The sequence below is a fragment of the Myxococcus sp. NMCA1 genome (genome assembly GCF_026810205.1).
GTDB lineage: Bacteria > Myxococcota > Myxococcia > Myxococcales > Myxococcaceae > Myxococcus > Myxococcus xanthus_A.
Genome location: NZ_CP113950.1, coordinates 3,847,239 through 3,868,147 on the forward strand (window position 1 = coordinate 3,847,239; position 20,909 = coordinate 3,868,147).

Here is a 20,909-nt window from a genome sequence, read left to right on the forward strand (position 1 = left end):
CGGGTAGGTTGGAGGGGCACGTGCTCCGCGTTTTTCACCACTATTTCTCTGCAAAGAAACTGACGTTCTTCCTCGCCGAGAGTTCGGCAATCGCGTTGGCCTGCGTGATGGGCGCGGCGGCCTGCGCGGCACTCTTCGCGCCTGATGGGACACACACGCCGCTGTCGCAGCTGTGGCCCACGCTGCTGTGGCTGGGCGCGGCGTTCGTCATCACCTTCCAGTTCACGCTGTACCTGTTGGACTTGTATGACCTCCGTGTGGCCGCGGAGGACCGGGTGCGGGGATACCGGTTCCTCAAGGCCGCGGGTGTCACGGCGATGGTGGCGGGCGGCGTCATGCTCGTCACCCCGCTGGTCGTGCCGATGCAGCTTCCGCCGGGCACGCTGCTGGGCGGGGCCATGGGCGCCCTGGCCGGGACGTTGATGGTGCGGGTGTCCATCCGCGCCCTGGTGGGAGCGCCGCACTCGGTGCTCCTCGTGGGCGAAGGGCCCAAGGCGCGCGCGGTGGCCAGCGCGATTGATGCGGGCGGGGAGGGCACCTACCGCATCGTGGGCCTGACGGACCCTCGCACCTCGGGCGAGGCGCTGGAGCAGACGGCGGCCCGGCTGAACGCGGCTTTTGTCGTGCAGGCCGCGGATGACATGCGCGGGGCCAACTGGGTGGACGGCCTGCTGCGCTGCCGGCTCCAGGGCCGGCGGGTGTATGAGGCCACGGGCTTCTGCGAGCGGGTGCTGCGCCGGATACCGGTGCAGTTCCTGAGGGCGAGCGACTTCGCCTTCGCGGACGAGCTCACCGTGTCCCCGCTGCGCCGCACGCTGAAGCGGGGCTTCGACATCGCGGTGGCATCCCTCCTGCTAATGCTGTCCGCGCCCTTCCTGTTGCTGGTCGTGGTGGCCATCAAGCTGGATTCGAAGGGACCCATCTTCTACCGGCAGGAAAGGACCGGGCTGTTCGGGAGCACGTATCACCTGTGGAAGTTCCGCAGCATGCGCACGGACGCGGAGAAGCATGGCGCGGTGTGGGCGAAGGCGAACGATGACCGTGTCACGCGGGTGGGCCGCTTCATCCGCCGCACGCGCATCGACGAGATTCCCCAGGTCTTCAACATCCTGACGGGAGACATGAGTTTCGTGGGGCCCCGCCCCGAGAGGCCAGTGTTCGTCGAGCAGTTGAAGCAGCAGATTCCGTTCTACGGTCTGCGGGAGGCCGTCAAGCCAGGCCTGACGGGGTGGGCTCAGATTCGCTACCCCTACGGCGCGTCGGTGGAGGATGCGCGGAACAAGCTGGAGTTCGACCTGTACTACGTGAAGAACGGTTCGCTGTTCCTGGATGTGGGAATCATCTTCCACACCGTGAGGCATGTGCTTCTCGGTCGTGGGGCGCGGTAGGGCATTTCGCTTTCCCGGCCTCCGCTGAGGCAGGCCGGGAGGTGGGCTCGCCTGGGGAGGCGGGCTGGGGCGTCGTGGATGGGGGTTAGCGTCATGGTGGGAATGGACATGGAAGCGCCGCTGCCCGCGGAGTGGGCGGAGGCCCGCCGCAGGCTGGAGTTGGAGCGCCAGGGCAACGAGGTGCTTCAGGGGCAGGTGGACCGGCCGACGCGCATCGTCGCCATCGGCGGAGGCACGGGGTTGCCCATGGTGCTGCGCGGCCTGGCCCGGCGCGCGACACCGAAGGCCCGGGAGCCCGGCATCGACATCACCGCGGTGGTGGCCATGAGTGACGACGGCGGCAGCTCGGGCCGTTTGCGGCGCCAACATGGCGCGCTGCCTCCGGGCGACATCCGCAACTGCCTGGTGGCGCTTGCGGGTGGAAAGAACGCGCTCAAGGACGTCTTCCAGTTCCGCTTCGGCGGGGCGCGCGGCCTGGCGGGCCACGCGGTGGGCAACCTGCTCATCGCCGCGCTCGCGGAGCTGAAGGGGGACTTCATGGAGGCGGTGCGCATGTCCGGGGAGCTGCTGGGCGCCCGGGGCCACGTGCTGCCGTCCACGCTGGCGTCCGTGCAGTTGGTGGCGCAGATGCATGACGACACGGAGGTGGTGGGGGAGCGCAACATCTGCCGCGCGCACGGCCGGGTGCGCCGCGTCACGCTGAGCCCCCGCTCGCCACCGCCCACCGAGGGACTGATGGAGGCCATCTACACGGCGGACCTCATCGCCATCGGTCCGGGCTCGCTGTACTCGAGCGTGCTGCCCAACCTGCTGGTGGACGGCGTGGCCCAGGCGCTCAAGGAGACGCGCGCGCTGAAGGTCATGGTGGCCAACCTGATGACGCAGCCGGGTGAGACGGACGGCATGTCCTGCCTGGACCACGTGCAGGCCGTCACGGACCATGTGGGGCCGGTGCTGGACGCGGTGCTCGTCAACGGCACGCTGCCCACGGAAGAGGCGACCCGGCGCTATGCGCGGCGCGGCTCGTTCGTGGTGTCGGCCAACCCGCGGGACTTGATTGGCGCGGGCGTGGTGCCGGTGCAGGCGGACCTCCTCAAGGCAGGGTCCAGGATCCGACACGACAGCCGCAAGGTCGCCGCCTGCCTGCTGAAGATGGCCCGCAGCGGGTTGTAGCCGCGAACCTCCATCACCACCTTGGGCGCCCGACACCTCATGGAAGCAAGAGACCTTTCTGCATCGCCGCGCGTCACCGAAGTCACGGGACGCGCGGCCTTCATGGCCCTGGAGTCCGAGTGGAACGCGCTCGTGGAGGCCACCTCCAACGAGCTGTTCTTCCGACATGAGTTCATCCGTATCTGGATGGACAACTTCGTACCCGGTGTGAATCCGCGCGTGCTGACGCTGCGGGACACGGACGGGAGCCTCGGCGCGGTGCTCCCGCTGTGGGAGGAGCGCACGACGCTGCTGGGGGTGCCGGTGCGGCAGCTGTCCGCGGCGGCCAACGCCCACTCCTGCCGGTTCGACCTGGTGGCGAGGGAACCGGAGGTCGCCGCGGCGGCCTTCGTGTCCCACCTGCGCTCGGCCGGTGGCTGGGATGTGCTGCGGCTCACGGACGTCCCCGACAGTGGGGCCGCCTGCCGGCTGCACGCGGCGGCGCGCGAGTCCGGCCTGCCCGTGGGCGAATGGGAGTCCCTGCGCTCGCCCTACGTGCCGCTGCCGGCGACCCGCGACGCCTTCCAGAAGACACTGCAGTCCAAGTTCAAGGCCAACTGCCGTCGCCGCCGCCGTAAGCTGGAGGAGAAGGGCCAGCTCACCTTCGAGCGGGTGGACAGTGGGCTTGGCCTGGAGGGCACGCTGGAGGAAGGCTTCCTGCTGGAGCAGAGCGGCTGGAAGGGCGCGCGGGGTACGGCCATGGCGCAGGATGCGCGCACGCGCGGCTTCTACACGGAGCTGGCGCGGGACTCAGCCTACCGCCAGCGGCTGGCGCTGTACTTCCTGCGGCTGGACGGCCGGCCGGTGGCCTTCCAATACGGCCTGGAATACGGCGGGCGCTACTTCCTGCTGAAGCCCGGCTACGACGAAACCCTGCGTGAGTGCAGCCCGGGCCAGCTCCTGGTGGATGAGGTCATCGCGACCTGCATCGACCGGGGCCTGCACGAGTTCGACTTCCTGGGGCCGGACATGGTGTGGAAGCGCGACTGGACGAACGAGGTCCGGCGCCACACCTGGCTCTACGTGTTCAATGACTCCCCCTTCGGCCAGGCGCTGTGTGCGGCCAAGTTCCGGTGGGGGCCCGCGGTGAAAGAGGTGGTGTCGCGATGGAGACGATGAAGCACTCTGGCCGGCTGTTCGTGCCGTCACTGCCCACGCTGTGGCCGCACATGCTGCTGTCTCGGCCGAAGCCCGGCGCGCTGCCGCCGTTCTCCTCGCCCAACGTCCGCTACTTCTACTTCGCCCGCAACGCCATCTGGCTGACGGTGAAGATGCTGGGGTTGGATTCGGGGGAGGTGTTGATGCCCGCCTACCACCACGGCGTGGAGGTGGAGGCCTTGGTGGACGCCGGCTCCACGCCGCGCTTCTACCGCGTGGGCAGCCGCTGGGACGTGGACCTGGACGACGTGGCCCGGCGCATCGGCCCGAAGACGCGGGCCTTGTACCTGACGCACTACGCGGGCTTCCCGGGCCCCGTCGCGGAGATGCGCAAGCTGGCGGACCAGCACGGCCTCATCCTCATCGAGGACTGCGCGCTGTCGCTGCTGTCCTCCGACGGCGCGGTGCCCCTGGGGTCGACGGGAGACGTGAGCATTTTCTGCCTCTACAAGACGCTTCCGGTTCCCAATGGGGGCGCGCTGGTCGTCAACGGCCCGCGCCAGTACAGCCTGCCGGAGCCGCCCGCGCCGCCGTCCGTGTCCACCTTCAGCCACACGGTGTCCGCGCTGCTGCAGAACCTGGAGCTGCGCGGCGGCCTGGCCGGCCGGGCCCTGCGCGGCGCCGTGCGCACGCTGGGGCATGGCACCGTGAAGGCGGCCAGCATCGAGCGCGTGGCCACGGGGACGCAGCACTTCGACCGCAAGCACGTGGACCTGGGCATGAGCCCGCTGACGAAGCGGATTGCCCTGGCCCAGGACCTGGAATCCATCGTCGAGCAGCGGCGCCGCAACTACTTCTTCCTGCTGGGCCGGCTGCGCGACATCTCCGCGCCGCTGTTCAACCAGCTGCCGCCGGGCGCGTGCCCGCTGTTCTACCCGCTGGTGGTGCAGGACAAGGCGGAGGTGCTGGCGCGGCTGCGCGCGAAGGGAATCGACGCCATCGACTTCTGGAAGCGCTTCCACCCGGCCTGTGACGCATCGGCCTTCCCGGAGGTGGCGCAGCTTCGTCGCTCCATCGTGGAGATTCCGTGCCACCAGGACCTGACGCCGGAGGTCATGGCGGACGTGGCGCAGGCGGTGCGCGAGGCTGTGAAGTCGGACCATCGGTCGAAGAAGCGCGCGGGGTGAAGTTCATTCGGGGCACAGGGGAGGGGCGGCTGCCCCTCCGGGAGGACGGGTGTTGATTCGGGAGGATGAGCTGTCGCAAGGATCGTGGGCCGCGCACCCGTTGGAGGTAGGCGCCGTGGGCAGCCTCTCCACCCTTGCGGGGATGCGGGAGGAATGGGCCACGCTGATGGACGCGAGCGACGCGGGGCCCTTCAACGCCTGGGAGTGGGTGTACCCGTGGTGCCGGCGCATCGCCACGGGCCGGCGCCCGCTGGTGCTGACCGCGCGCGACGCGGCGGGCACGCTGGTGGGTCTGATGCCGCTGGGCGTCGAGTACCTGGGCGTCACCGGCGTGCCGGTGCGGCGGCTGAGCTTCCTGGGGGAGACACACGTTGGCAGTGACTACCTGGACGTCGTGGCGCGGCGGGGCCGTGAGCGCGAGGTGGCGGGCGCCTTCGCGCGGATGCTGCACGCGCTGCGCGACGAATGGGACGTGTTGGACTTGTCGGACCTGCGCGAGGACTCGCCCACCGTGGACGTGCTCCGGGAGACCTTCACCAGGCAGGACGTCCGCGTGGCGCCGCGCTACGTGTGTCCGTATGACACGCTGCCGCCGGACGAGCCCTTCGACGCGTTCCTCAAACGCACGGGACGCCGCGACAACTTCCTGCGGCGGCGCAAGTGGCTGGAGAAGCAGGAGGGCTACCGCATCGAGCGCACGGACGTCCCGGGCGAGCTGGCGGCGCCGCTGACGGACTTCTTCCGCCTGCACTCGGCGCGGTGGGCCGCGGATGGGGGCTCACAGGGCATCAAGGGCTCGGGCGTGGAGGCTTTCCACCGCGATGCCACGCAGTTCCTGGCGGAGCGGGGACGGCTGCGCCTCTACACGATGAAGGTGGGCGGCCTGGCTGTGGCGTCGGTGTACGGCATCCTCCACCGCGACACCTTCGTGTACTTCCAGTCCGGTTATGACCCGGCGTGGCGCAATCGCAGCGTGGGCCTGGTGCTGGTGGGCGAGACGTTCCGCGACGCGATGGAGGCCGGCCTCAAGGAGTACGACTTCCTCCGCGGCACCGAAACGTACAAATCCGACTGGGTGTCCAAGCAGCGGCGCACGCTGTCCGTGCGCGTCCATGCCGGGACGTGGGAGGGGCGCTGGTTCTCCCAGTCCGAATCCCTGGCGCGCCTGCTGCGCAACGGCGCCAAGGCGGCGATGCCGGACACGTTGGTGGAGAAGGTGCGGCGCTTCCGCCGTCGGCGGGCCGCGGTGCACTGAGCGTCGAAAACGCCAGCGGCGCCTGCCTCGACCACTCCAGGTGGTTGGGGCGGCGCCGCGGGCGCTTGCCGGTGAGAGCGGGGGGCTGGGCGTCAGGGCATGCCGCCAGCGACCTCCGCGCGAAGTTGGGCAATCGCGGGGCCGAGCTGCGGCGGCTGCATGTTGCGCGGCACTTCCACGGAGAAGCGCTCGAAGTGGGCCAGCGCGGCGGCCTTGTCGCCGCGGCGCAGGGCGAGGCTGCCCAGGAAGATGAGCGCCTCCTGCGCGTCCGGCCAGGTGTCCACCAGCTCAGTCAGCTCCGCCTCGGCGCCGGCCATGTCGCCCTGAGTGGCGCGCAGCACGCCGCGGTGGACCTTCAGCTCGACGTTGAAGGGGTCCGCCGCCAGGCCCTTCGCGGTGACCTTCACCGCCTCGTCGAACTGCTGACGGCGGATGAGCTCGTGGCTCAGCAGCGCCGCCGCGTCCACATCTCCGGCGTTGGCGTTCAGCCGCGCGCGAGCCTCCTGCATCTCCGGGCCTTCCTGCATCTGCTCGTCCATGCCCGCGCCCTGCTGCTGCGCGGCGGCGCCGCCCGGGGGCATGCGGCCAGTGGCCTCCATGCCGTCGGTGCGCGTCTGCTGCTCGGAGACGAGCAGGTAGCCCAGCCCACCAAAGAACACCACGATGCCCGCGCCCCACAGCGCGCCCACCAGCTGCGGATTGCGAGACGCCCACCCGGTGGGGGCCGGAGCCTGGGGACGGGCGCGGACGCCCTCGCCGGAGGCCTTGCGCTTGAGGTGCTCGTCCTTCGCGCGCAGCGCCGCGGCGGCCTCGCGCTCCAGGCGGGACTTCTCGGCGGCATACTGCTCGGCGCTCTGGTTGTGCTTCTCCGCTTCCAGCGCGCGGAGCTGGTCGATGAGGGACTGCGCGCGCTGGGTCAGGTCATCGAGCACGCCGTCGCGGGGCTCGGCCGACGCCAGGGAGCCCTTGCGGCGCTGCAAGAGGATCCAGCCCGCCGCCAACACGAAGGTGACGGCGAGCACGATGATTCCGGGCAACCAATTCGTCGTCTGCGGCTGCATGGCCTGGCGCTCCTAGCGCTCGAGCTCCCGGCGCACGGCCTGGAGGTACGGGTCTTCTTCATCCGCCGGAGGCGTTCCAGCGGGCGCGGCCGGGGCCGCCGTTTCTTCTGAAGTCTTGGCCGCGGGCGAGGTCTGCTCCGGGGGAGCCGCGCCGCGCTGGAGCTGCCGCCAGATGACGAAGGCGCCCACGGCGACGAGCCCCACCGGGCCCAGCCACACGAACCAGTTGAAGCCTTCCGCGCGGGGGGACAGCAGCACCCACTCACCGTAGCGGGCGACGAAGTACTCGACGATTTCGGCGTCGCTCTTCCCCTCGGAGACGAGCTCGCGAATCATGTCGAGCTGGGCGCGCGCCATGGAGGACGGGCTGTCCGCCACGGACAATCCCTGGCACACGGCGCACCGGAGCTGCTTGCCCAGCGTCTGGGCACGCGCCTCCAGCTCCGGCGCGAGCGGGTCGCTTCCCGCCTGCTGGGGCGCGAACTGGCCGGTGACGAGCGTGAAGGCGAGGGACAGGGTCAGGAGGGCAGCGGTCATCGAAGCTCCATCGAGCCGTCCCTACCTAGCGCCCCAGGCCGTGATTGGACAGTGAAACCTGAGCGGCGGGGGCCCGGCCCGCCGCCCGGCCTGCTGTGCCTACATGGCCGCTTCGGGGTTCAACTGCGCCTGGGCGGCCGCCCGGTGCTCTGGCAGGCCGGTGGTCAACGCGAAGAGGGCGTAGCCGGCGGGTGAAGCCGCGAGCAGTTCCTCACAGTGGTCGCCCAGGCGGTCTGGGACCTGTCCGCCCGCCTTCACATAGGCGTCCACGGTGGCCTCGAACACGGCGTCCACGCCGAGCATCTTCTGGAAGACGAAGTCGCGCGCCGGGTCTCCTACCTTCGCGGTTGTCCAATCGAGGACGCCGGTAATGGTGTCGTCCGGCGCCAGCAGGACATGGGCGGGGTACATCTCCCCGTGCGTCAGCACGACGAAGCGGGGCCAGTAGGAGTCGTCGCCCAGCCAGCGTTCCCAACGCTGGAGGAGGGCGGGCGCCACGTCGAAGGCCTGATTGATGCGGGCGATGTCGGAGGCCCAGTTGGCGCGGACCTGGTCGGGCGTCTCGACGATGAGGCCCGCTCGCCGGGCATCCTCGACGTCGATGGCATGCATCCGGGCCAGGAGCTGGCCGAACTGACGGGCATAGACGGGGGACTCGCGGTCGAAGTGCCACACGGGCTCGCCCGAGGCGGGGTCCAACGTCAGCCCGGGCCTGCCCGGCAGCGCCGGATAGGCGATGAGGTCCCGGTGGGCGACATGCCACCTGGGCACCGCCACGCCGAGCCGGGGACCGACGAAGTCGAGAATCTTCTTCTCGTCCGGGAGCTTCGCGGAGACGTCTTCACGCCGGGGGATGCGGAGGACCCACTGGGTGTCTTCGAGGTCGCGCGCCATCACGACGCGATAGTCCAGTCCGGCCTCGTTGACCGACAGGGTGTCGGGTTTGAGCTTCAGTCCGTGGTGGCCGGCGAGCTCGACAATCTGGGGGGCATCGTTCGGGGCGGAGGGCATCCAGGGCGTCCTTTCGGGCCTGCACGGTCATCACGCCGGCAGCGCGGGCCACGGCTTCGGGGGGACCACGGTCGCCGGGGAGACGGGCTCCGGCGGGCCATGGGTGAGGCGCCCCGACCCGGCCGGGGCACTCTTCCTGACATCGCGGCCGGGAATCAGAAGCGCCCGTCCACCAGCAGTCCCCCGGAGTTCGGGCCGATGACAGGCGTCAGGCGTGCCTGGATGACGTTTGGCCGCTTTCGTGGGCCTGGGGCTGGAGCGGGGACATCCGACAGGCCCAACTCCTGGCGAAGGCGCTTGTTGTGGCCATCCGCCAGTTCGCGGGCCTCGCTGGCGCTGATGGGATGGGGGTCGTAAAAGATGCCCCACCCCAGCAGCCCTGCTCCCACCAGGCTCACGCCCATTCCCACGAGGAACATGTTCCGCTCCCGGCGGTTGGTCGCGAAACTGCGGTCGATGCAGGCCGAGAAGTCGGGGCCGAGCTCGCAGTCTTCGGACTGAACGCCTGGCGAGGCGATTCCGTAGACGAGCCCGCCAACCATCACGATTCCCCCGACGATCTTCAGGGTGAGCTTCGTGGCGCTTCTCGACTGATACTCCGCCACGAGGTCGTCTCGGCCGAGCTTCTGATAGAACGCCTCACCCTCCAGTGGCTTCTTGTATTTCCCCTCGTACGGGACGGTCCAGCGGCTCGGCGGGCTCCTGACGGCCAGTGGCGAATACGAAAGCGTCACGGCGATGTACTCATCGAACCCGATGTGCCGGAGCTCATATTGCTCCAGCGCCTCTTCAGGACTGAGGGTCGGGCCGCTCTCGGCGATGGGGGCGGGGCTTTCCGCCTCCTCGTTCGCGAGCGTATGAGTGGTGAACAGGAGGGCAATGATTGCCACGAATCGGAGCATGAGCGCGCGCTTCATATGGGAAGTGCCACGACGACTGCAAGGCCATGGCCTGACGTGCTTGCCTGCCGCGATGTGCGAGGATTTGCCTCGGTGTACAGGTCCTGAAGGGCTCGGGTGGGGCGCCTCCACCGTTTCCAGCTATGGTCCGCCCCAAGATGAAGACCGGACCCTCGGAGCCGCTGCACCTGCCGGAGTACCTTCCCGCGTTGGACGGACTGCGCGGCGTGGCGGTGCTGATGGTGATTGCCTATCACTCACTGACAGGGCTGCGCAGCGCGTCACTGGGCTCGCTCTTTCAGGTGGGCTGGGCGGGCGTGGACCTCTTCTTCGTCCTCTCTGGCTTCCTGATTACGCGCATCCTCGTGCAGACGCGTGAGCGTGGAGGCTACTTCCGTACCTTCTACGCGCGGCGGGCGCTGCGCATCTGGCCCCTGTACTTCCTGGTGCTGGCCTTCACCTTTGGCATCATGGGGCGGCTGCTGCCGGCCCTGGCCTTCGATACCCAGCGTTACTCCTGGACGACCTACGCGCTGTACCTCCAGAACCTCTGGATGACGGACTTCGGTCCCGCGCCCATCAACGTGACGTGGTCCCTGGCCATCGAGGAGCAGTTCTACCTGGTGTGGCCGCTGCTCGTGTTCTTCCTCCGGAACGGGCAGCTCCGCGTGCTCCTGTGGGCGTGCGTGCTGCTGTCCCCCGTGGCGCGCCTCGCGGCCTTGTGGGCGGGCGCGGCGCCCATCCAGGTCTACACCTTCACACTGTTCCGTCTGGATGGACTGGCGCTCGGTGGACTGTTGGCGCTGGGCGTGGTGGATGGCCGCGCCACGGCGGACGGCCTGTCACGGTGGGGCGCGCGGCTCGCGGTGCCCGCGTTGCTCGTGGCCTGCGGGTTGTCCCTCGTCTACTTCGGCCAGGGCGCCGCCATTCACATGGCAACGGCGCTCACGGGGCCGGGCGGCCCGCAGGTTCGTGTGCTGCTGGTGGCGGGTCTGTACACGCTTTGGGCGGTGGGCTTCGCCAGCCTGCTGGGGTGGGTGCTCTCCGGGCGCGCGCGGGTGCTCCAGTCCGTGTTGCAATGGCGGCCGCTGCGCTTCGTGGGGCAGGTGAGCTACGGGCTCTACCTGTTCCATGCGCTCGTCATCCCCGCTGGCGGCCATTACACGCGGCCGCTGTTCTACCGCTTCATTCCCTCGACCTTCGTCGCTACCGCGGTGGGCATCCTGTTCGAGTACGCGGTGCTGCTGGCGCTCACGCTCGTGTCGTGGCGCTTCTTCGAGAAGCCCTTGCTGCGTCTCAAGGACCGTTTCACACATCCGGAAGCCGCGGGGAAGGCCGTGGCTCCCACGGCCTGATGGCTGGCGTTGGCGTGGGGGAGTGCCGTGCCGCGTATCGACGCGCCAGCTACGAGCGTGGTGGTGCCCAGATGGCGCTGTGGGGCTCCGGCGCGTTGGGGGCTTCCTCCGCGGTGTAGAAGTAGGCCGCGACCGCGGCGCGCCCTCGTCCTTCGGGGCACTCCAGCGCGTTGGGGTGTCCGTGCCAGTGATCGTCGCCGTGAGCCATCACGACCAGGCGATCCAGGAGGGGGGCGATTCGCGTCTCGCACCGGGAGAGGTCCGCGCTCCACAACTCGAGGTCCCCTCCCCAGGCGGGTTCCCAGCCGGGGTTCAGGTAGTAGAGGACGGTGAGCCGGCGGGAGAGCGCGCGGAAGCGATCGCGGTTGAAGTCGGCGTGCAGCGCCAGATGCCCCCCACGCAACGTGAGGTGCAGCCCGGCGCCTCGGAAATGGGGATCCGGGATGAGCCCTTGCACCCCGGTGAGTGACTCCAGGAAGTCGATGAACGCCATGCCGGAGAACTCAGAAAGCAGGTGCCGGAGCGCTCCGGGGACGTCTTCAAACGCCTTGCGCTGAAGCTGTCCCAGTCGAGCCGCCTGTTCGGGGTGGTCGCGTCGCTTCCAACTTGCCTCGGTCGCGCCCGGGAAGACCCCGGCCAGTTCGGACGCCAGCGGCCCCCCCAGGAAGCCATCGATGACGGCGTGGGGATGAGGCCGCGCGGCGCCGTAGCTGGCGCGATGGGCCAGCGCGAGCGAGCGGAGCGCCGTGCGGCTGAAAAAGAAGCTCGGTCCTCGCAACGGGCCTTCTTCGTGGGTCGCGATGCTCACGTGCCCCCTATAGCAGAACGTGCGGCGCACGCTGCCGATGCCAGGGCACCATGGCGCAGGCGACCGAGTCTGGAGCCGCTGCCTCCAGGAGCATCATCGCTCCGAAGGCTGGAAGAGGGCTCAGGAGAGCGCCCGCAGTCCAGCCCGAAGGGCGTCGACATCGGTTTGCGCCAGCAATCGCTCCGTCTCCTCGTTCATCCGCTCCCAATGGGGCAGCGCGGATTGAAGGAGCTGGAGCCCAGCGTCCGTCAGCGTCAGCAATCGCCCGCGGCGGTCGGCCGGGTCGACGGTGGTCTTCACCAGCCCGCGCCTTTCGAGCGGCTTCAGGTTGGCTGTCAGCGTGGTCCGGTCCATCGCCAGGAGCTCCGCGACGGGGCCGATGGACGGCGGCTGGGGGCGATTGAGCGACATCAGCAGCGAGAACTGTCCATGCGTGAGGCCCACGGGGCGCAGGGCTTCATCGAAGCGCCGCGCCAGGGCGCGCGCGGCCTGCTGGACCACCAGGCACAGGCAGTGGTCACGGACGTGAAGCGTTGTGGCGAATGGGACGGCTCTGGACATTGACAAGGGTTATTATGTTGATATCAACTCTTTTGTCAAAGCAAGATTGCCCCCGCTGGAGAGTTGCCATGGCCTACATCGACGGATTCGTGATCGCAGTCCCCTCGGCGAACAAGGAAGCGTACCGGCAGGCCGCTCTTGCCGCCGCGCCGCTGTACAAGGAGTTTGGTGCGACGCGCTTCGTTGAGAACTGGGGGGACGACGTCCCCGAAGGCAAGGTCACCGACCTGCGGCGCGCGGTGAAGGCCGAGCCGGATGAGGTCATCGTCTTCTCCTGGATTGAGTACCCCAGCAAGGCGGTGCGCGACGAAGCGAACGCGAAGGCAATGCGTGACCCAAGGATGGAGGAGATGGGCGCGAACATTCCCTTCGATGGGAAGCGGATGATCTTCGGAGGCTTCGTTCCCAGCCTCCATGAGGGCGGAGCGGGCAGGCCCGGCTATGTCGATGGCTCCCTCGTGCCGGTGCCGGTTGGAAACAAGGAGGCCTACCATGCCATCGCGTCCCGTCTCGCGGCGGTGCTGCTGGAGCATGGTGCCACGCGCGTCGTCGACGCGTGGGGAGACGACGTCCCCGACGGGAAGGTCACTGACTTCAAGGGCGCGGTGAAGGCCACCGCGGATGAGCAGGTCGTCTTCGCTTGGATTGAGTGGCCGTCGAAGGAGGCGCGCAACGCCGGGTGGGGGAAGGCCATGGCCGATCCGCGCATGCACCCGGACAGCGTGCCCTACGACGAGGGCCGCCGGGCCCACGGCGGCTTCGTGCCGATTCTGGTTGAGACGGCGGCGACGGGCACGGGCGCATAGGTTGCCTCGTCATGCGCCTCCGCCTGGTTTCGTGAAGCGCGGAATGGGCGGAGGACACAATCGAGGAAACGCCGGTGGGCGCCAGCGGCCTCACCGGTCCCATTTCATGAACGCCGACGGGTACCAGACTCCGTAGAAGACCGGCGGCGCGATATTGGGCAGCACATGGTTGGGATCGAGGGACGAGACGTCGACGTCCTCGATGATGCGCTCGATGCTTGGCACGGGGCTTTCCTTGAAGACCTGCTGGCCAAGCACTCGCACAGCATCATCCAGGCTGAACGCCGTCACGCCGACGCCGTACCCCAGACCCTCGTGGTGCGCCAGTTGCCGGTCGGAAAACCCAATCCAGTATCGATGGAGCTTCATTCGCGCTCTCGGGGATGTCACCGGCGGAGTTGATTCGGACGAACGCCAGGGGGCCGGCCCGTAGGTTTCCAGGCCATCGCCCGATGACGTTCATCCGAATATACCCGCGTTGATGCGCGACCGCTGCTCAGAGGAAGCGGATGAGCCCGATACCGAGGGTGACCTCGACGACCGGCCGGGGGCTGAACCCAAGCCGGATGTCATCCCAGCCACCGCGCCCGACGAGCATGAGGTGCAGCATGTGAAGGCGCGTCTGGAGGCCGAGACTCGCGCGCAGGGGCACTTGGAGCTGTCCCGTCGACGGCGACATCACGGTGGTGCCCTGCACACCCACGAAGGTGCGGATCTCTTGCAGGCACATGCATTCTGGCGGGACGAGTTCGTGTGAGACGGTGAGGCCAACAGAGGGGCCCAGGCCCGCGTCTTCGGTCGTGCGCGTGGCGGTACGGACGTGGAGCCCCAGTTGGGCGGAGACGCCGACAGGGCGTTTCCGGTTCTGATGCGCGAACTGCGTCCAGTATGCCGCGTCGACACTGATGGCGGCGTTGTCGTAGCGCTGGCGGGTCTCGAGGGCGAGGCCGTCAATCTCCTCGGTGCAAGGGAAGGGGAGGACGAGGCCCATCCCCATTTGATGGGAGCCGACGAGCACGTCGGTCAGTATCTCGTCATCGGCCTTGGCTCCGAGCGAGAGCAGCGGGAGTTCCGCCGCGGCGCGGCTGGGGCTCAGGACGGCGAGCCAAAGCACGGTGCAGAGAATGACGCCCCATCGAGATTCAACCCACGAAGCACACGACTCTCGCTGCCAGAACATGGCCTTGCTCCCTCCTGTGTTGGATGAGAACAAGGTAGAGAACTGGTGGGAGCGCTTCATCACCGCAGCCTCATGATTGCGTCATGAGCGCTTCGACCGCAGGGACATGGCAGCCCCTTACCCGCCGACCCTGAAAGGGATAGCGTCGACACCCATGCGTACTTGGATGTGCTGGGTGTTCCTGGCTTGTTGGGCCCTTGGCGTTCCAGCCCTGGGTGCCACCGTGGAGGAAGTGCCGCGGCTCGCGGCCAACGCGTGGTCCGTGGACACCACCAGGACTCTCACGCCGCAGACGCTGGCGGAGGTGGACCAGCTCGGCAATGCCCTGGTCCGTGATGGCCAAGGCCAGCTCGCGGTGGTGGTGGTCGACACGACGGGGAGCCAGCCGCCGCGCGCCTTCGCGCTGGAGCTCTTCAATCGGTGGGGGCTGGGCACGGCCGGTCGCGACGACGGCGCGCTGCTCTTCATCGCGCTCGAGGACCGCGCGGCGGAGATCATCCTGGGTGATGGCGTGGATGGCCCGAATGAGCAGGCTCGCAGTGACGCCATCATGGCGAACGACGTGGTTCCCGCCTTCAAACGGGGCAGTCCGGACGACGCGGTGCTGGAAGGCGCACGCGGGCTGCATCAGCTCATCGTGACCTCGGAGCTCAATCAGCCTCGCAACGCCCAGGAGGCCGCATCGGCATGGGATCCCAGGCTCGCGGAGTCCGCATGGTCGGAGGACTCCGCCGTCACCATCGTGTCTGAAGGACCGAGGGAGCCGGAAGGTGCCCTGAACGTTCCCGCACTGGCGGGAGGGGCGGGGCTCGTGGGGACCGTGGGGTTGGCGGGCCGGGCGCTGCTTCGACGCAGACCGCGCCGGTGCCAGAAGTGCCGCAACCCGAGGACGCGGCTCGATGAGGATGCCGACGATGTGCACCTGATGCCGGGGCAGGTTCGTGAGGAGCAGTTGGGCTCGGTGGATTACGACGTGTGGTGGTGCGAGCCATGCCAGGACGCGGTGGTGGAGCGCTTTGGAACGCTCTTCACGCGTCATGTCCGGTGCAAGAAGTGCCGTTATGTGACAGCGAACAAGACGAGCCGGACGATTCGCAGCGCGACGTACTCCTCGGGCGGAGAAATCGAGGTCACGGTGCGTTGCACGCACTGTCACCACACCGCGACTTCCCGCCACTCGACGCCGAAGCTCACGCGGTCCACGTCGTCGAGCTCATCCAGCCGGAGCAGCTCTTCGAGCGGCGGGCGTTCGTCGGGCGGTGGCTCGAGTGGGCGCTGGTAGTTCGCCGCGTTCACCCGCGCCGCCGCTGACGCCAGGCGTCAGCGGCTTCGACGTGGCCGAGTTCCACGGCGCCCACGGCTACCTGATTGACCGGTTCTTCTGGGGCCCCGCCGTGAATCCTCGCCGCCTGGCCTTCTCCACCACCTCGGTCTCCCTGACCCGAGCCTCTTCCACCACTGCGCTCATCGTCCCTGCCTGGGGCGCCCTGCACACTCAACTGCTGGGTACGAACTGTCTCACTGACGTTGGCAGAGAGGGATTGCCCGTGCACTGTTTGTGCGGATACCTTGCCTCTCATGGGTGACTCCTCTCAGATTGTTGTGGACAGGGACGCATCTGCGGACGTCGCCCCTCCGTCGTGCGGCGCATCATCTCCTGCTGCCCCTCCTCGTCGCTGTGGGCCCGTTGGCGGGCTTCGCCCAGACGCCACCGACCATTCCTGCCGGCAAGGGAGGTGGCGATGCGGGAACGACGGTGCCCGTGGTTCCGCCACCGCAGCCACTGATCTGCCCTGCCGAACGTCGCGTCACGGTGTCACCTGACACGTTGAAGAAGCAGCTGCGCGCCGCGACGACGACCGCCGAGGTGAAGAAGTTGCTCGCGCCACTGCGCTTCGAGTTCGGGTGGGACCAGGCCGATTCGTGCAAGGCGGAGAGCGCCCCCGCGGCCGTGACGCTCGATGTCTTCCGAGCGCGCATCATGTCCTCGGAGACGGTGGATGTCGTTCTCCAGATGCGTTGGGGGGGCTGACCGGCGTTTCATCAGCCGTGGTCAGTACCTCCGTCGAGATGAGCATCCTCGCGGAGGGGAAGGAGTTCCCTCGCCGACTCAGGCTCAGGGAGCGGGCTCGGAACTGTGGGAAGGAGGTCACGCTCCCGTCCGGTGCGGTGCAGTACGTTGACGAGTGTTCCGAGGCCTCGAACGAAGTGGTCTATTGCTACAAGCGCACGGGGCCACAATCCCCCGGAGTCTACGTGGAGTGTGGGTGACGGCGCCCTCTGCGCCGCCCGCCACGAATAGCATAGACAGGGCGAACACCTTCTGCTGCTCAGCCTCCTCCTGGTAGCTGCCTAATCTCCTCACGTGTCGGGACGTCCCGCCAGGCGCCGATAGGGTGCTCGCTCACCCAGTGCGTCAAGAAAGCGGAGCGGCCTGACTTGGAAACGCAGCCCATTGCGTGCCAGGTGGTGGCGGTTGGTTCGAGAGAGGCGCGAGCGGCGAATCGTTGAATGGATGGGGGAGACGGGGTTTCGAAGGCAGATGCCGACGCTGTCAGTGCACATCTCCCGCGCCTTTCGTTGAGTGAAGAACGCGCTCGGCCGTGCACGACTCACCGCTTTCGGACCGTCCCGTGGCGAGAGGCCGTCATCGTTGTCACTAGCGTCCTACCTTCATCGCCACCAACTGGGCGTGACGAAGGTGCGACGCAAGTCCGGAGGATGGGGTGAGCGATGACCAGGGGCACGATGGCCGCGCAAGTCACGGAGGGAGAGTCGCTCCAGTTCGCCCTGGATGACATCAAGGACTACGCCATCTTCATGGTTGACCTTGAGGGGCGCATCGCGAGTTGGAACGCGGGCGCGGAGCGAAGCAAGGGCTACAGCGCGCAGGAGATTGTCGGCAAGCCCTTCAGCATTCTCTTTGCGCCCGAGGACATCCAGAGCGGGCAACCCGCGCGTGAGATGCGCTTGGCGCTCGAACGAGGCGTCTACATGGGCGAGGGTGTACGCGTCCGGAAGGATGGCTCTCGCTTCGATGCGGAGGTGACGCTGCGACTTCTCTTGGACGATGCCGGCCAACCTCGTGGCTTCGTCAAGGTGACCCGGGACATCACAGAGCGCAAACGAGCCCAGGAGGCCGAGCGAAAGCGCATCGAATTCGAGAAGGAGCTCATTGGCATCGTGAGCCACGACCTGCGCAATCCCCTCAACGCGATCCTGCTCTCCGCCACCCAGCTCCTGCGTCGTCAGGAGATGGACGCCCTACAGGCCCGGGGCCTCGTCAGAATCGTCTCCTCGGCGGAGCGAGCGGCGCGGCTGATTGGTGACCTGCTCGACTTCACCCAGGCTCGCCTCGGGGATGGCTTGGCCATCCATCGAAGACCCACCGACCTTCAAGGGCTTGCCCTGCAGGTGGTGGAAGAGGTGCGCCTGAGCAATCCCGGAAGAGAAGTACAGATGGAACACAGCGGTGATGGCACGGGGAACTGGGACATGGACCGTATTGCGCAGTTGCTCGTCAATCTCCTCAGCAATGCGCTGAAGTATGGAGCGAGTGACCGCCCCGTGCGACTGATAACCCGAGGGGACGCTGATGGCAGCGTGGACATCGAGGTCCACAACTGGGGCGAGCCGATTCCTCCCGGTGAACTCCCGTACTTGTTCGAGCGACTGTCGCGAGGGCCCAGCGTGACGGGCAAGCCCCAGGGAGGTATTGGGCTGGGCCTTTTCATCGCCAATCAGGTCGTGCGTGCTCACGAAGGCACCATTCAGGTGTTCTCAAGCAGGGAGAATGGCACGACGTTCACCGTCCGACTGCCTCGCCAAGCTTCGTCGTGAGCGCGAGCGGCCTGCTCACACGAGCGACTGCGGTGCCCAGATTTATCAGCAGACGGGATGCTACAAAGCGGCTCTCAGATTCAGCTCGCCGGCAGCCCCTGGAGTTGCCCCCGTCAAATCGGACAGCTTGGGCTTGGACAGGAGGCTGAGCAGGTGCGTGACTGGAGCACTGCGCGTGAGCTGATGGGCCTCGTGTACCGGTCAGCTTCGTCGTGAGGGGCGCGACCTTGCTCGCCTCGTTCGTCGGGTTGGCGGAGGGGTTGGTGACGATGAGGCCCGAGTAGTTGGCCTAGGCCGGGTTGTTCGTGTTCTGCATGCGCACCACGTAGAGTCGCTCTGAGAGGCTGAAGCCTCCGGTGGCCGCCACCTGGGTGCCGATGGGGGTGTACTCGACGCACTTGTCCGCGGCCACGTTGGTGAGGAGCGCGCGCAGTCGGGGGTCCGTTGACGAAGGCCGCGCGCCGCAGGGGAATCTCCATGAGCTTCGTGGGGGCCGCTTTCAGCGGCGCGAACAGGACGATCTCCGGCAGGCCTCCGGAGAAGGGCTGCTCGTCACTGTTGGAGGGCGTATCGAAGAGGGTGAGGGGCTGGTTCTGGCGCCGCCAGCCGAAGCGCGGGTCGATGTTGAGCGTGCCCAGGCGCGCGAAGCTGACGACGAGCCCCTGGGGCAGGGTGAAGGCACAGCCGTCGGGGGTGGTGAGCACCAGCAGCTTGACGAACCTGTCCAACGAAATCGGGGCAAGCCCAGACCGGCACCGCGCTTGTTCTGTCACATGCACGATAGTGGTTTCTCTCCGCACCTGGATGCCTCGCGGCGCGTCGCTCATGCTCGTACCGTGATGGACTCCGTCCACCATGTGCTCCCTGGCTCGGGGGTGAACCGTGATGAGTCGACACGGAATGATGCGGTCAATCGCCATGGCGCTGGCGCTCGTCGCTTCCCTGTGCAGTCGAGGCGCCGAGGAACGCCCGGGCTTGCTTCGCCAATAGGACATGGCGCCGGTCAGCACCGTCATGCTCGCCGGGGGTGGGCGGCACACGTTGGCGCTGAGGGCGGACGGCACCGTGCGGGGAAGGGGGCTGACTTCTATGGTCAGCTCGGAGATGGGACGAATCTCAATCACTCCGCCTTGGCGCTATGCGTAACCACGCCTTCATCCGCGAACCACTCATCGTCGACCCCATGGCCACGGGCGGCCAAGGCGTCACCGACTGCCAGCACAGAGCCTGCCGAGCCGCTGTTGGGATCCGGAGCAAACTGGGCTGCCACGAGGAATCGCATCACTTGAATTCATAGGACAGGACTCCGTGCCCTGGTGATAGGTTTCGCAAGGGCTCGTTCACGGACAGTCATCCCGGGAGCGAACGGGCAATCACGGAGGCATTTCCGTCCCCGAGCCCATGTGAAAGACAATGCGAGGCGCCCTTCATGCCCTCTCCTCACCCGAAGACCTCAGACTCGGGAGTCATGGACTCAGGGCCCTCACGCAAGGACGGCCTGGACATGCTTCGGGCTTTGGCCATCGTTTCGGTGCTCTGTTTCCACTCCCCGGAGTCCGTGCGGCGGGCCCTGCCGGAGGTGCTCCGTGCCGGCTTCGACGTGGGCTGGGTGGGCGTGGACCTGTTCTTCGTCCTCTCCGGCTACCTCATTGGTCGGCAGGTGTTCGCGACGGAGGACGCAGCGCCTCTGGGACTTCAGCTCCGCACGTTCTGGATCAAGCGGTGGATGCGAACGCTTCCGCTCTACTTTCTCGTCCTCGCCTTCCATGGACTGAAGCCATGGTTGCTCGGGACACCCTTCGTGGGAGGAGGTTGGCACTACCTCGTCTTCCTCCAGAACTACGTCGGCGTGCGCGACTTCGTGCAGAGTTGGTCGCTCTGTGTCGAAGAACATTTCTACGTGGTCCTGCCGCTGCTCGCCTTCGGCCTGCGCGCCCGCTCCGCCCCCGCCTGGGTATGGCTGATGCCCTTGCTCCTGAGCTTGGGGGCCCGAGCCTGGGAGGTACACACCGCGGCGCCGGGCCAGTTGCCCGCGGAGCAGTGGGTGCGTTTGCAGTGGCGCACCCACCTCCACCTGGATGGACTCGCGGTGGGTGTCTTTCTCGCGAAGACCGCGCCGCGCTGGCAACGGTGGCCCCAGGCTTGGCGAGGGGCCTGCGGCGCGATGGGCGCCCTGTTGCTCGGGGTGACCTTGGCAGTGTGCGTGCCTCACCTGCCGGACTGGGGAGGCGTGTGGATCTTCGCAGGGCTCGCGGTGGGATTTGGCGGGCTGCTCGTGGCCACGGAAGCGGTTGCGCTGCCCGTACCGCTGAGAGGTCTCGTGTACCAGACCGCGGTCCTCTCCTATGGCACCTATCTCTGGTTCTGGGTCGTGGTGCGCGTGTTCGAGCGGCAAAGCCTGACCTTGGGTGTGTGGGGATTGGATCTGCTCGCGTTCATCACGGTGACGCATGGGCTCGCATGGGTGACGTACGTCGCAGTGGAGAGGCCTGCCCTGCGGCTGCGGGATAGGCTGCTTGCGTGGCAGTCCTCGCGGGCGGAGGCGCGTGACGGGGTGGTGGCACCCGGGCGCTAACGGCTCGGCAGTACAGACATCAGAGCAGGACCATGCGGGTCACCACTCACTTCGCCCTCTGGTTGGCGGGCAGGGTACCCGCACGATAGGCCTATGAAATGACGAGGGTGAGGAGGTGGGTGCGGTAGGTGTCGTT

Annotated in this window: 20 protein-coding genes; 11 read left to right on the top strand and 9 right to left on the bottom strand. The window is 67.7% G+C overall.

The genetic code is table 11. From position 1 onward, the window contains the following. Positions 1-20 precede the first annotated feature (20 nt). The 5 genes from exoE (at position 21) to OZ403_RS16520 (ending at position 6,140) form a co-directional block, all read left to right on the top strand. A complete protein-coding gene (gene exoE, locus OZ403_RS16500; RefSeq protein ID WP_140798294.1) occupies positions 21-1,388 on the top strand; it encodes a polyisoprenyl-phosphate hexose-1-phosphate transferase ExoE in 1,368 nt (455 codons plus the stop codon). 93 nt (positions 1,389-1,481) lie between these two features. Further along, positions 1,482-2,561, top strand: coding sequence for a gluconeogenesis factor YvcK family protein (locus OZ403_RS16505; protein WP_140791037.1), 1,080 nt, complete (start codon positions 1,482-1,484; stop codon positions 2,559-2,561). A gap of 39 nt (positions 2,562-2,600) precedes the next feature. Continuing rightward, positions 2,601-3,719 carry a GNAT family N-acetyltransferase gene (locus OZ403_RS16510; protein ID WP_140791039.1) on the top strand — a complete coding sequence of 373 codons (1,119 nt, stop codon included), beginning with the start codon at positions 2,601-2,603 and terminating at the stop codon, positions 3,717-3,719. Further along, on the top strand, positions 3,716-4,885 hold the full coding sequence (locus OZ403_RS16515) for a DegT/DnrJ/EryC1/StrS family aminotransferase (protein ID WP_140791041.1): 1,170 nt from the start codon (positions 3,716-3,718) through the stop codon (positions 4,883-4,885). The genes OZ403_RS16510 and OZ403_RS16515 overlap by 4 nt, the downstream gene beginning before the upstream one ends. A gap of 52 nt (positions 4,886-4,937) precedes the next feature. Then, positions 4,938-6,140, top strand: a complete 1,203-nt coding sequence (locus tag OZ403_RS16520) for a GNAT family N-acetyltransferase (RefSeq protein WP_268784581.1) — start codon at positions 4,938-4,940, stop codon at positions 6,138-6,140. Positions 6,141-6,232: 92 nt separating this feature from the next. Here OZ403_RS16520 and OZ403_RS16525 read toward each other — a convergent pair whose 3' ends face one another. From OZ403_RS16525 to OZ403_RS16540, 4 genes are all read right to left on the bottom strand, one after another. After that, positions 6,233-7,201, bottom strand: a complete 969-nt coding sequence (locus tag OZ403_RS16525; protein WP_140854508.1) for a tetratricopeptide repeat protein — start codon at positions 7,199-7,201, stop codon at positions 6,233-6,235. Between the two features lie 12 nt (positions 7,202-7,213). Further along, positions 7,214-7,738 (bottom strand): cytochrome c-type biogenesis protein, encoded by a 525-nt coding sequence (locus OZ403_RS16530; protein ID WP_268784582.1) that lies wholly within the window; start codon positions 7,736-7,738, stop codon positions 7,214-7,216. A 99-nt stretch (positions 7,739-7,837) separates the two neighbouring features. After that, positions 7,838-8,749: a macrolide 2'-phosphotransferase gene (locus OZ403_RS16535; protein WP_268784583.1), complete on the bottom strand. Its 912-nt coding sequence runs from the start codon at positions 8,747-8,749 to the stop codon at positions 7,838-7,840. A 155-nt stretch (positions 8,750-8,904) separates the two neighbouring features. Further along, the gene (locus OZ403_RS16540; protein ID WP_268784584.1) at positions 8,905-9,666 is read right to left on the bottom strand and encodes a hypothetical protein; all 762 of its coding nucleotides are present in this window, start codon (positions 9,664-9,666) and stop codon (positions 8,905-8,907) included. Between the two features lie 140 nt (positions 9,667-9,806). On the opposite strand from OZ403_RS16540, the gene OZ403_RS16545 reads away from it, so the two are divergent. After that, positions 9,807-11,003 carry an acyltransferase family protein gene (locus tag OZ403_RS16545; RefSeq protein ID WP_237080379.1) on the top strand — a complete coding sequence of 399 codons (1,197 nt, stop codon included), beginning with the start codon at positions 9,807-9,809 and terminating at the stop codon, positions 11,001-11,003. Positions 11,004-11,052: 49 nt separating this feature from the next. Here the strand turns inward: OZ403_RS16545 and OZ403_RS16550 are convergent, their stop codons facing one another. Continuing rightward, a complete protein-coding gene (locus tag OZ403_RS16550; RefSeq protein ID WP_140798300.1) occupies positions 11,053-11,811 on the bottom strand; it encodes a 2OG-Fe(II) oxygenase in 759 nt (252 codons plus the stop codon). Between the two features lie 120 nt (positions 11,812-11,931). Further along, positions 11,932-12,372, bottom strand: a complete 441-nt coding sequence (locus OZ403_RS16555) for a MarR family winged helix-turn-helix transcriptional regulator (RefSeq protein WP_140791057.1) — start codon at positions 12,370-12,372, stop codon at positions 11,932-11,934. Positions 12,373-12,440: 68 nt separating this feature from the next. On the opposite strand from OZ403_RS16555, the gene OZ403_RS16560 reads away from it, so the two are divergent. After that, complete coding sequence (locus OZ403_RS16560; protein WP_268784585.1) at positions 12,441-13,178, top strand: DUF1428 domain-containing protein; 738 nt, start codon at positions 12,441-12,443, stop codon at positions 13,176-13,178. A gap of 90 nt (positions 13,179-13,268) precedes the next feature. Here OZ403_RS16560 and OZ403_RS16565 read toward each other — a convergent pair whose 3' ends face one another. Together OZ403_RS16565 and OZ403_RS16570 are read right to left on the bottom strand one after the other, a co-directional pair. Beyond that, positions 13,269-13,547: a hypothetical protein gene (locus OZ403_RS16565; RefSeq protein WP_268784586.1), complete on the bottom strand. Its 279-nt coding sequence runs from the start codon at positions 13,545-13,547 to the stop codon at positions 13,269-13,271. Positions 13,548-13,674: 127 nt separating this feature from the next. After that, complete coding sequence (locus OZ403_RS16570) at positions 13,675-14,418, bottom strand: hypothetical protein (RefSeq protein ID WP_140798302.1); 744 nt, start codon at positions 14,416-14,418, stop codon at positions 13,675-13,677. Positions 14,419-14,524: 106 nt separating this feature from the next. Here OZ403_RS16570 and OZ403_RS16575 point away from each other — a divergent pair, with 106 nt between their 5' ends. The 3 genes from OZ403_RS16575 to OZ403_RS16585 all read left to right on the top strand — a co-directional run bounded on the left by OZ403_RS16575 (position 14,525) and on the right by OZ403_RS16585 (position 18,198). Then, on the top strand, positions 14,525-15,640 hold the full coding sequence (locus OZ403_RS16575) for a TPM domain-containing protein (RefSeq protein WP_268784879.1): 1,116 nt from the start codon (positions 14,525-14,527) through the stop codon (positions 15,638-15,640). Positions 15,641-16,186: 546 nt separating this feature from the next. Continuing rightward, complete coding sequence (locus tag OZ403_RS16580) at positions 16,187-16,390, top strand: hypothetical protein (protein WP_268784587.1); 204 nt, start codon at positions 16,187-16,189, stop codon at positions 16,388-16,390. Positions 16,391-17,091: 701 nt separating this feature from the next. Further along, complete coding sequence (locus OZ403_RS16585; protein WP_140791069.1) at positions 17,092-18,198, top strand: PAS domain-containing sensor histidine kinase; 1,107 nt, start codon at positions 17,092-17,094, stop codon at positions 18,196-18,198. A gap of 289 nt (positions 18,199-18,487) precedes the next feature. Here the strand turns inward: OZ403_RS16585 and OZ403_RS16590 are convergent, their stop codons facing one another. Beyond that, positions 18,488-18,610 (bottom strand): hypothetical protein, encoded by a 123-nt coding sequence (locus tag OZ403_RS16590; RefSeq protein WP_268784588.1) that lies wholly within the window; start codon positions 18,608-18,610, stop codon positions 18,488-18,490. A gap of 1,092 nt (positions 18,611-19,702) precedes the next feature. Here OZ403_RS16590 and OZ403_RS16595 point away from each other — a divergent pair. Next, on the top strand, positions 19,703-20,773 hold the full coding sequence (locus OZ403_RS16595; protein ID WP_268784589.1) for an acyltransferase family protein: 1,071 nt from the start codon (positions 19,703-19,705) through the stop codon (positions 20,771-20,773). Positions 20,774-20,909: the final 136 nt, after the last annotated feature.

Bases quoted from the DNA above. Each gene is read 5' to 3' on its own strand.
- OZ403_RS16505 (WP_140791037.1), top strand. From the start codon at position 1,482: ATGGTGGGAATGGACATGGAAGCGCCGCTGCCCGCGGAGTGGGCGGAG.
- OZ403_RS16510 (WP_140791039.1), top strand. From the start codon at position 2,601: ATGGAAGCAAGAGACCTTTCTGCATCGCCGCGCGTCACCGAAGTCACG.
- OZ403_RS16515 (WP_140791041.1), top strand. From the start codon at position 3,716: ATGAAGCACTCTGGCCGGCTGTTCGTGCCGTCACTGCCCACGCTGTGG.
- OZ403_RS16525 (WP_140854508.1), bottom strand. From the start codon at position 7,201: ATGCAGCCGCAGACGACGAATTGGTTGCCCGGAATCATCGTGCTCGCC.
- OZ403_RS16530 (WP_268784582.1), bottom strand. From the start codon at position 7,738: ATGACCGCTGCCCTCCTGACCCTGTCCCTCGCCTTCACGCTCGTCACC.
- OZ403_RS16535 (WP_268784583.1), bottom strand. From the start codon at position 8,749: ATGCCCTCCGCCCCGAACGATGCCCCCCAGATTGTCGAGCTCGCCGGC.
- OZ403_RS16540 (WP_268784584.1), bottom strand. From the start codon at position 9,666: ATGAAGCGCGCGCTCATGCTCCGATTCGTGGCAATCATTGCCCTCCTG.
- OZ403_RS16545 (WP_237080379.1), top strand. From the start codon at position 9,807: ATGAAGACCGGACCCTCGGAGCCGCTGCACCTGCCGGAGTACCTTCCC.
- OZ403_RS16555 (WP_140791057.1), bottom strand. From the start codon at position 12,372: ATGTCCAGAGCCGTCCCATTCGCCACAACGCTTCACGTCCGTGACCAC.
- OZ403_RS16560 (WP_268784585.1), top strand. From the start codon at position 12,441: ATGGCCTACATCGACGGATTCGTGATCGCAGTCCCCTCGGCGAACAAG.
- OZ403_RS16565 (WP_268784586.1), bottom strand. From the start codon at position 13,547: ATGAAGCTCCATCGATACTGGATTGGGTTTTCCGACCGGCAACTGGCG.
- OZ403_RS16570 (WP_140798302.1), bottom strand. From the start codon at position 14,418: ATGAAGCGCTCCCACCAGTTCTCTACCTTGTTCTCATCCAACACAGGA.
- OZ403_RS16575 (WP_268784879.1), top strand. From the start codon at position 14,525: ATGTGCTGGGTGTTCCTGGCTTGTTGGGCCCTTGGCGTTCCAGCCCTG.
- OZ403_RS16585 (WP_140791069.1), top strand. From the start codon at position 17,092: ATGACCAGGGGCACGATGGCCGCGCAAGTCACGGAGGGAGAGTCGCTC.
- OZ403_RS16595 (WP_268784589.1), top strand. From the start codon at position 19,703: ATGCTTCGGGCTTTGGCCATCGTTTCGGTGCTCTGTTTCCACTCCCCG.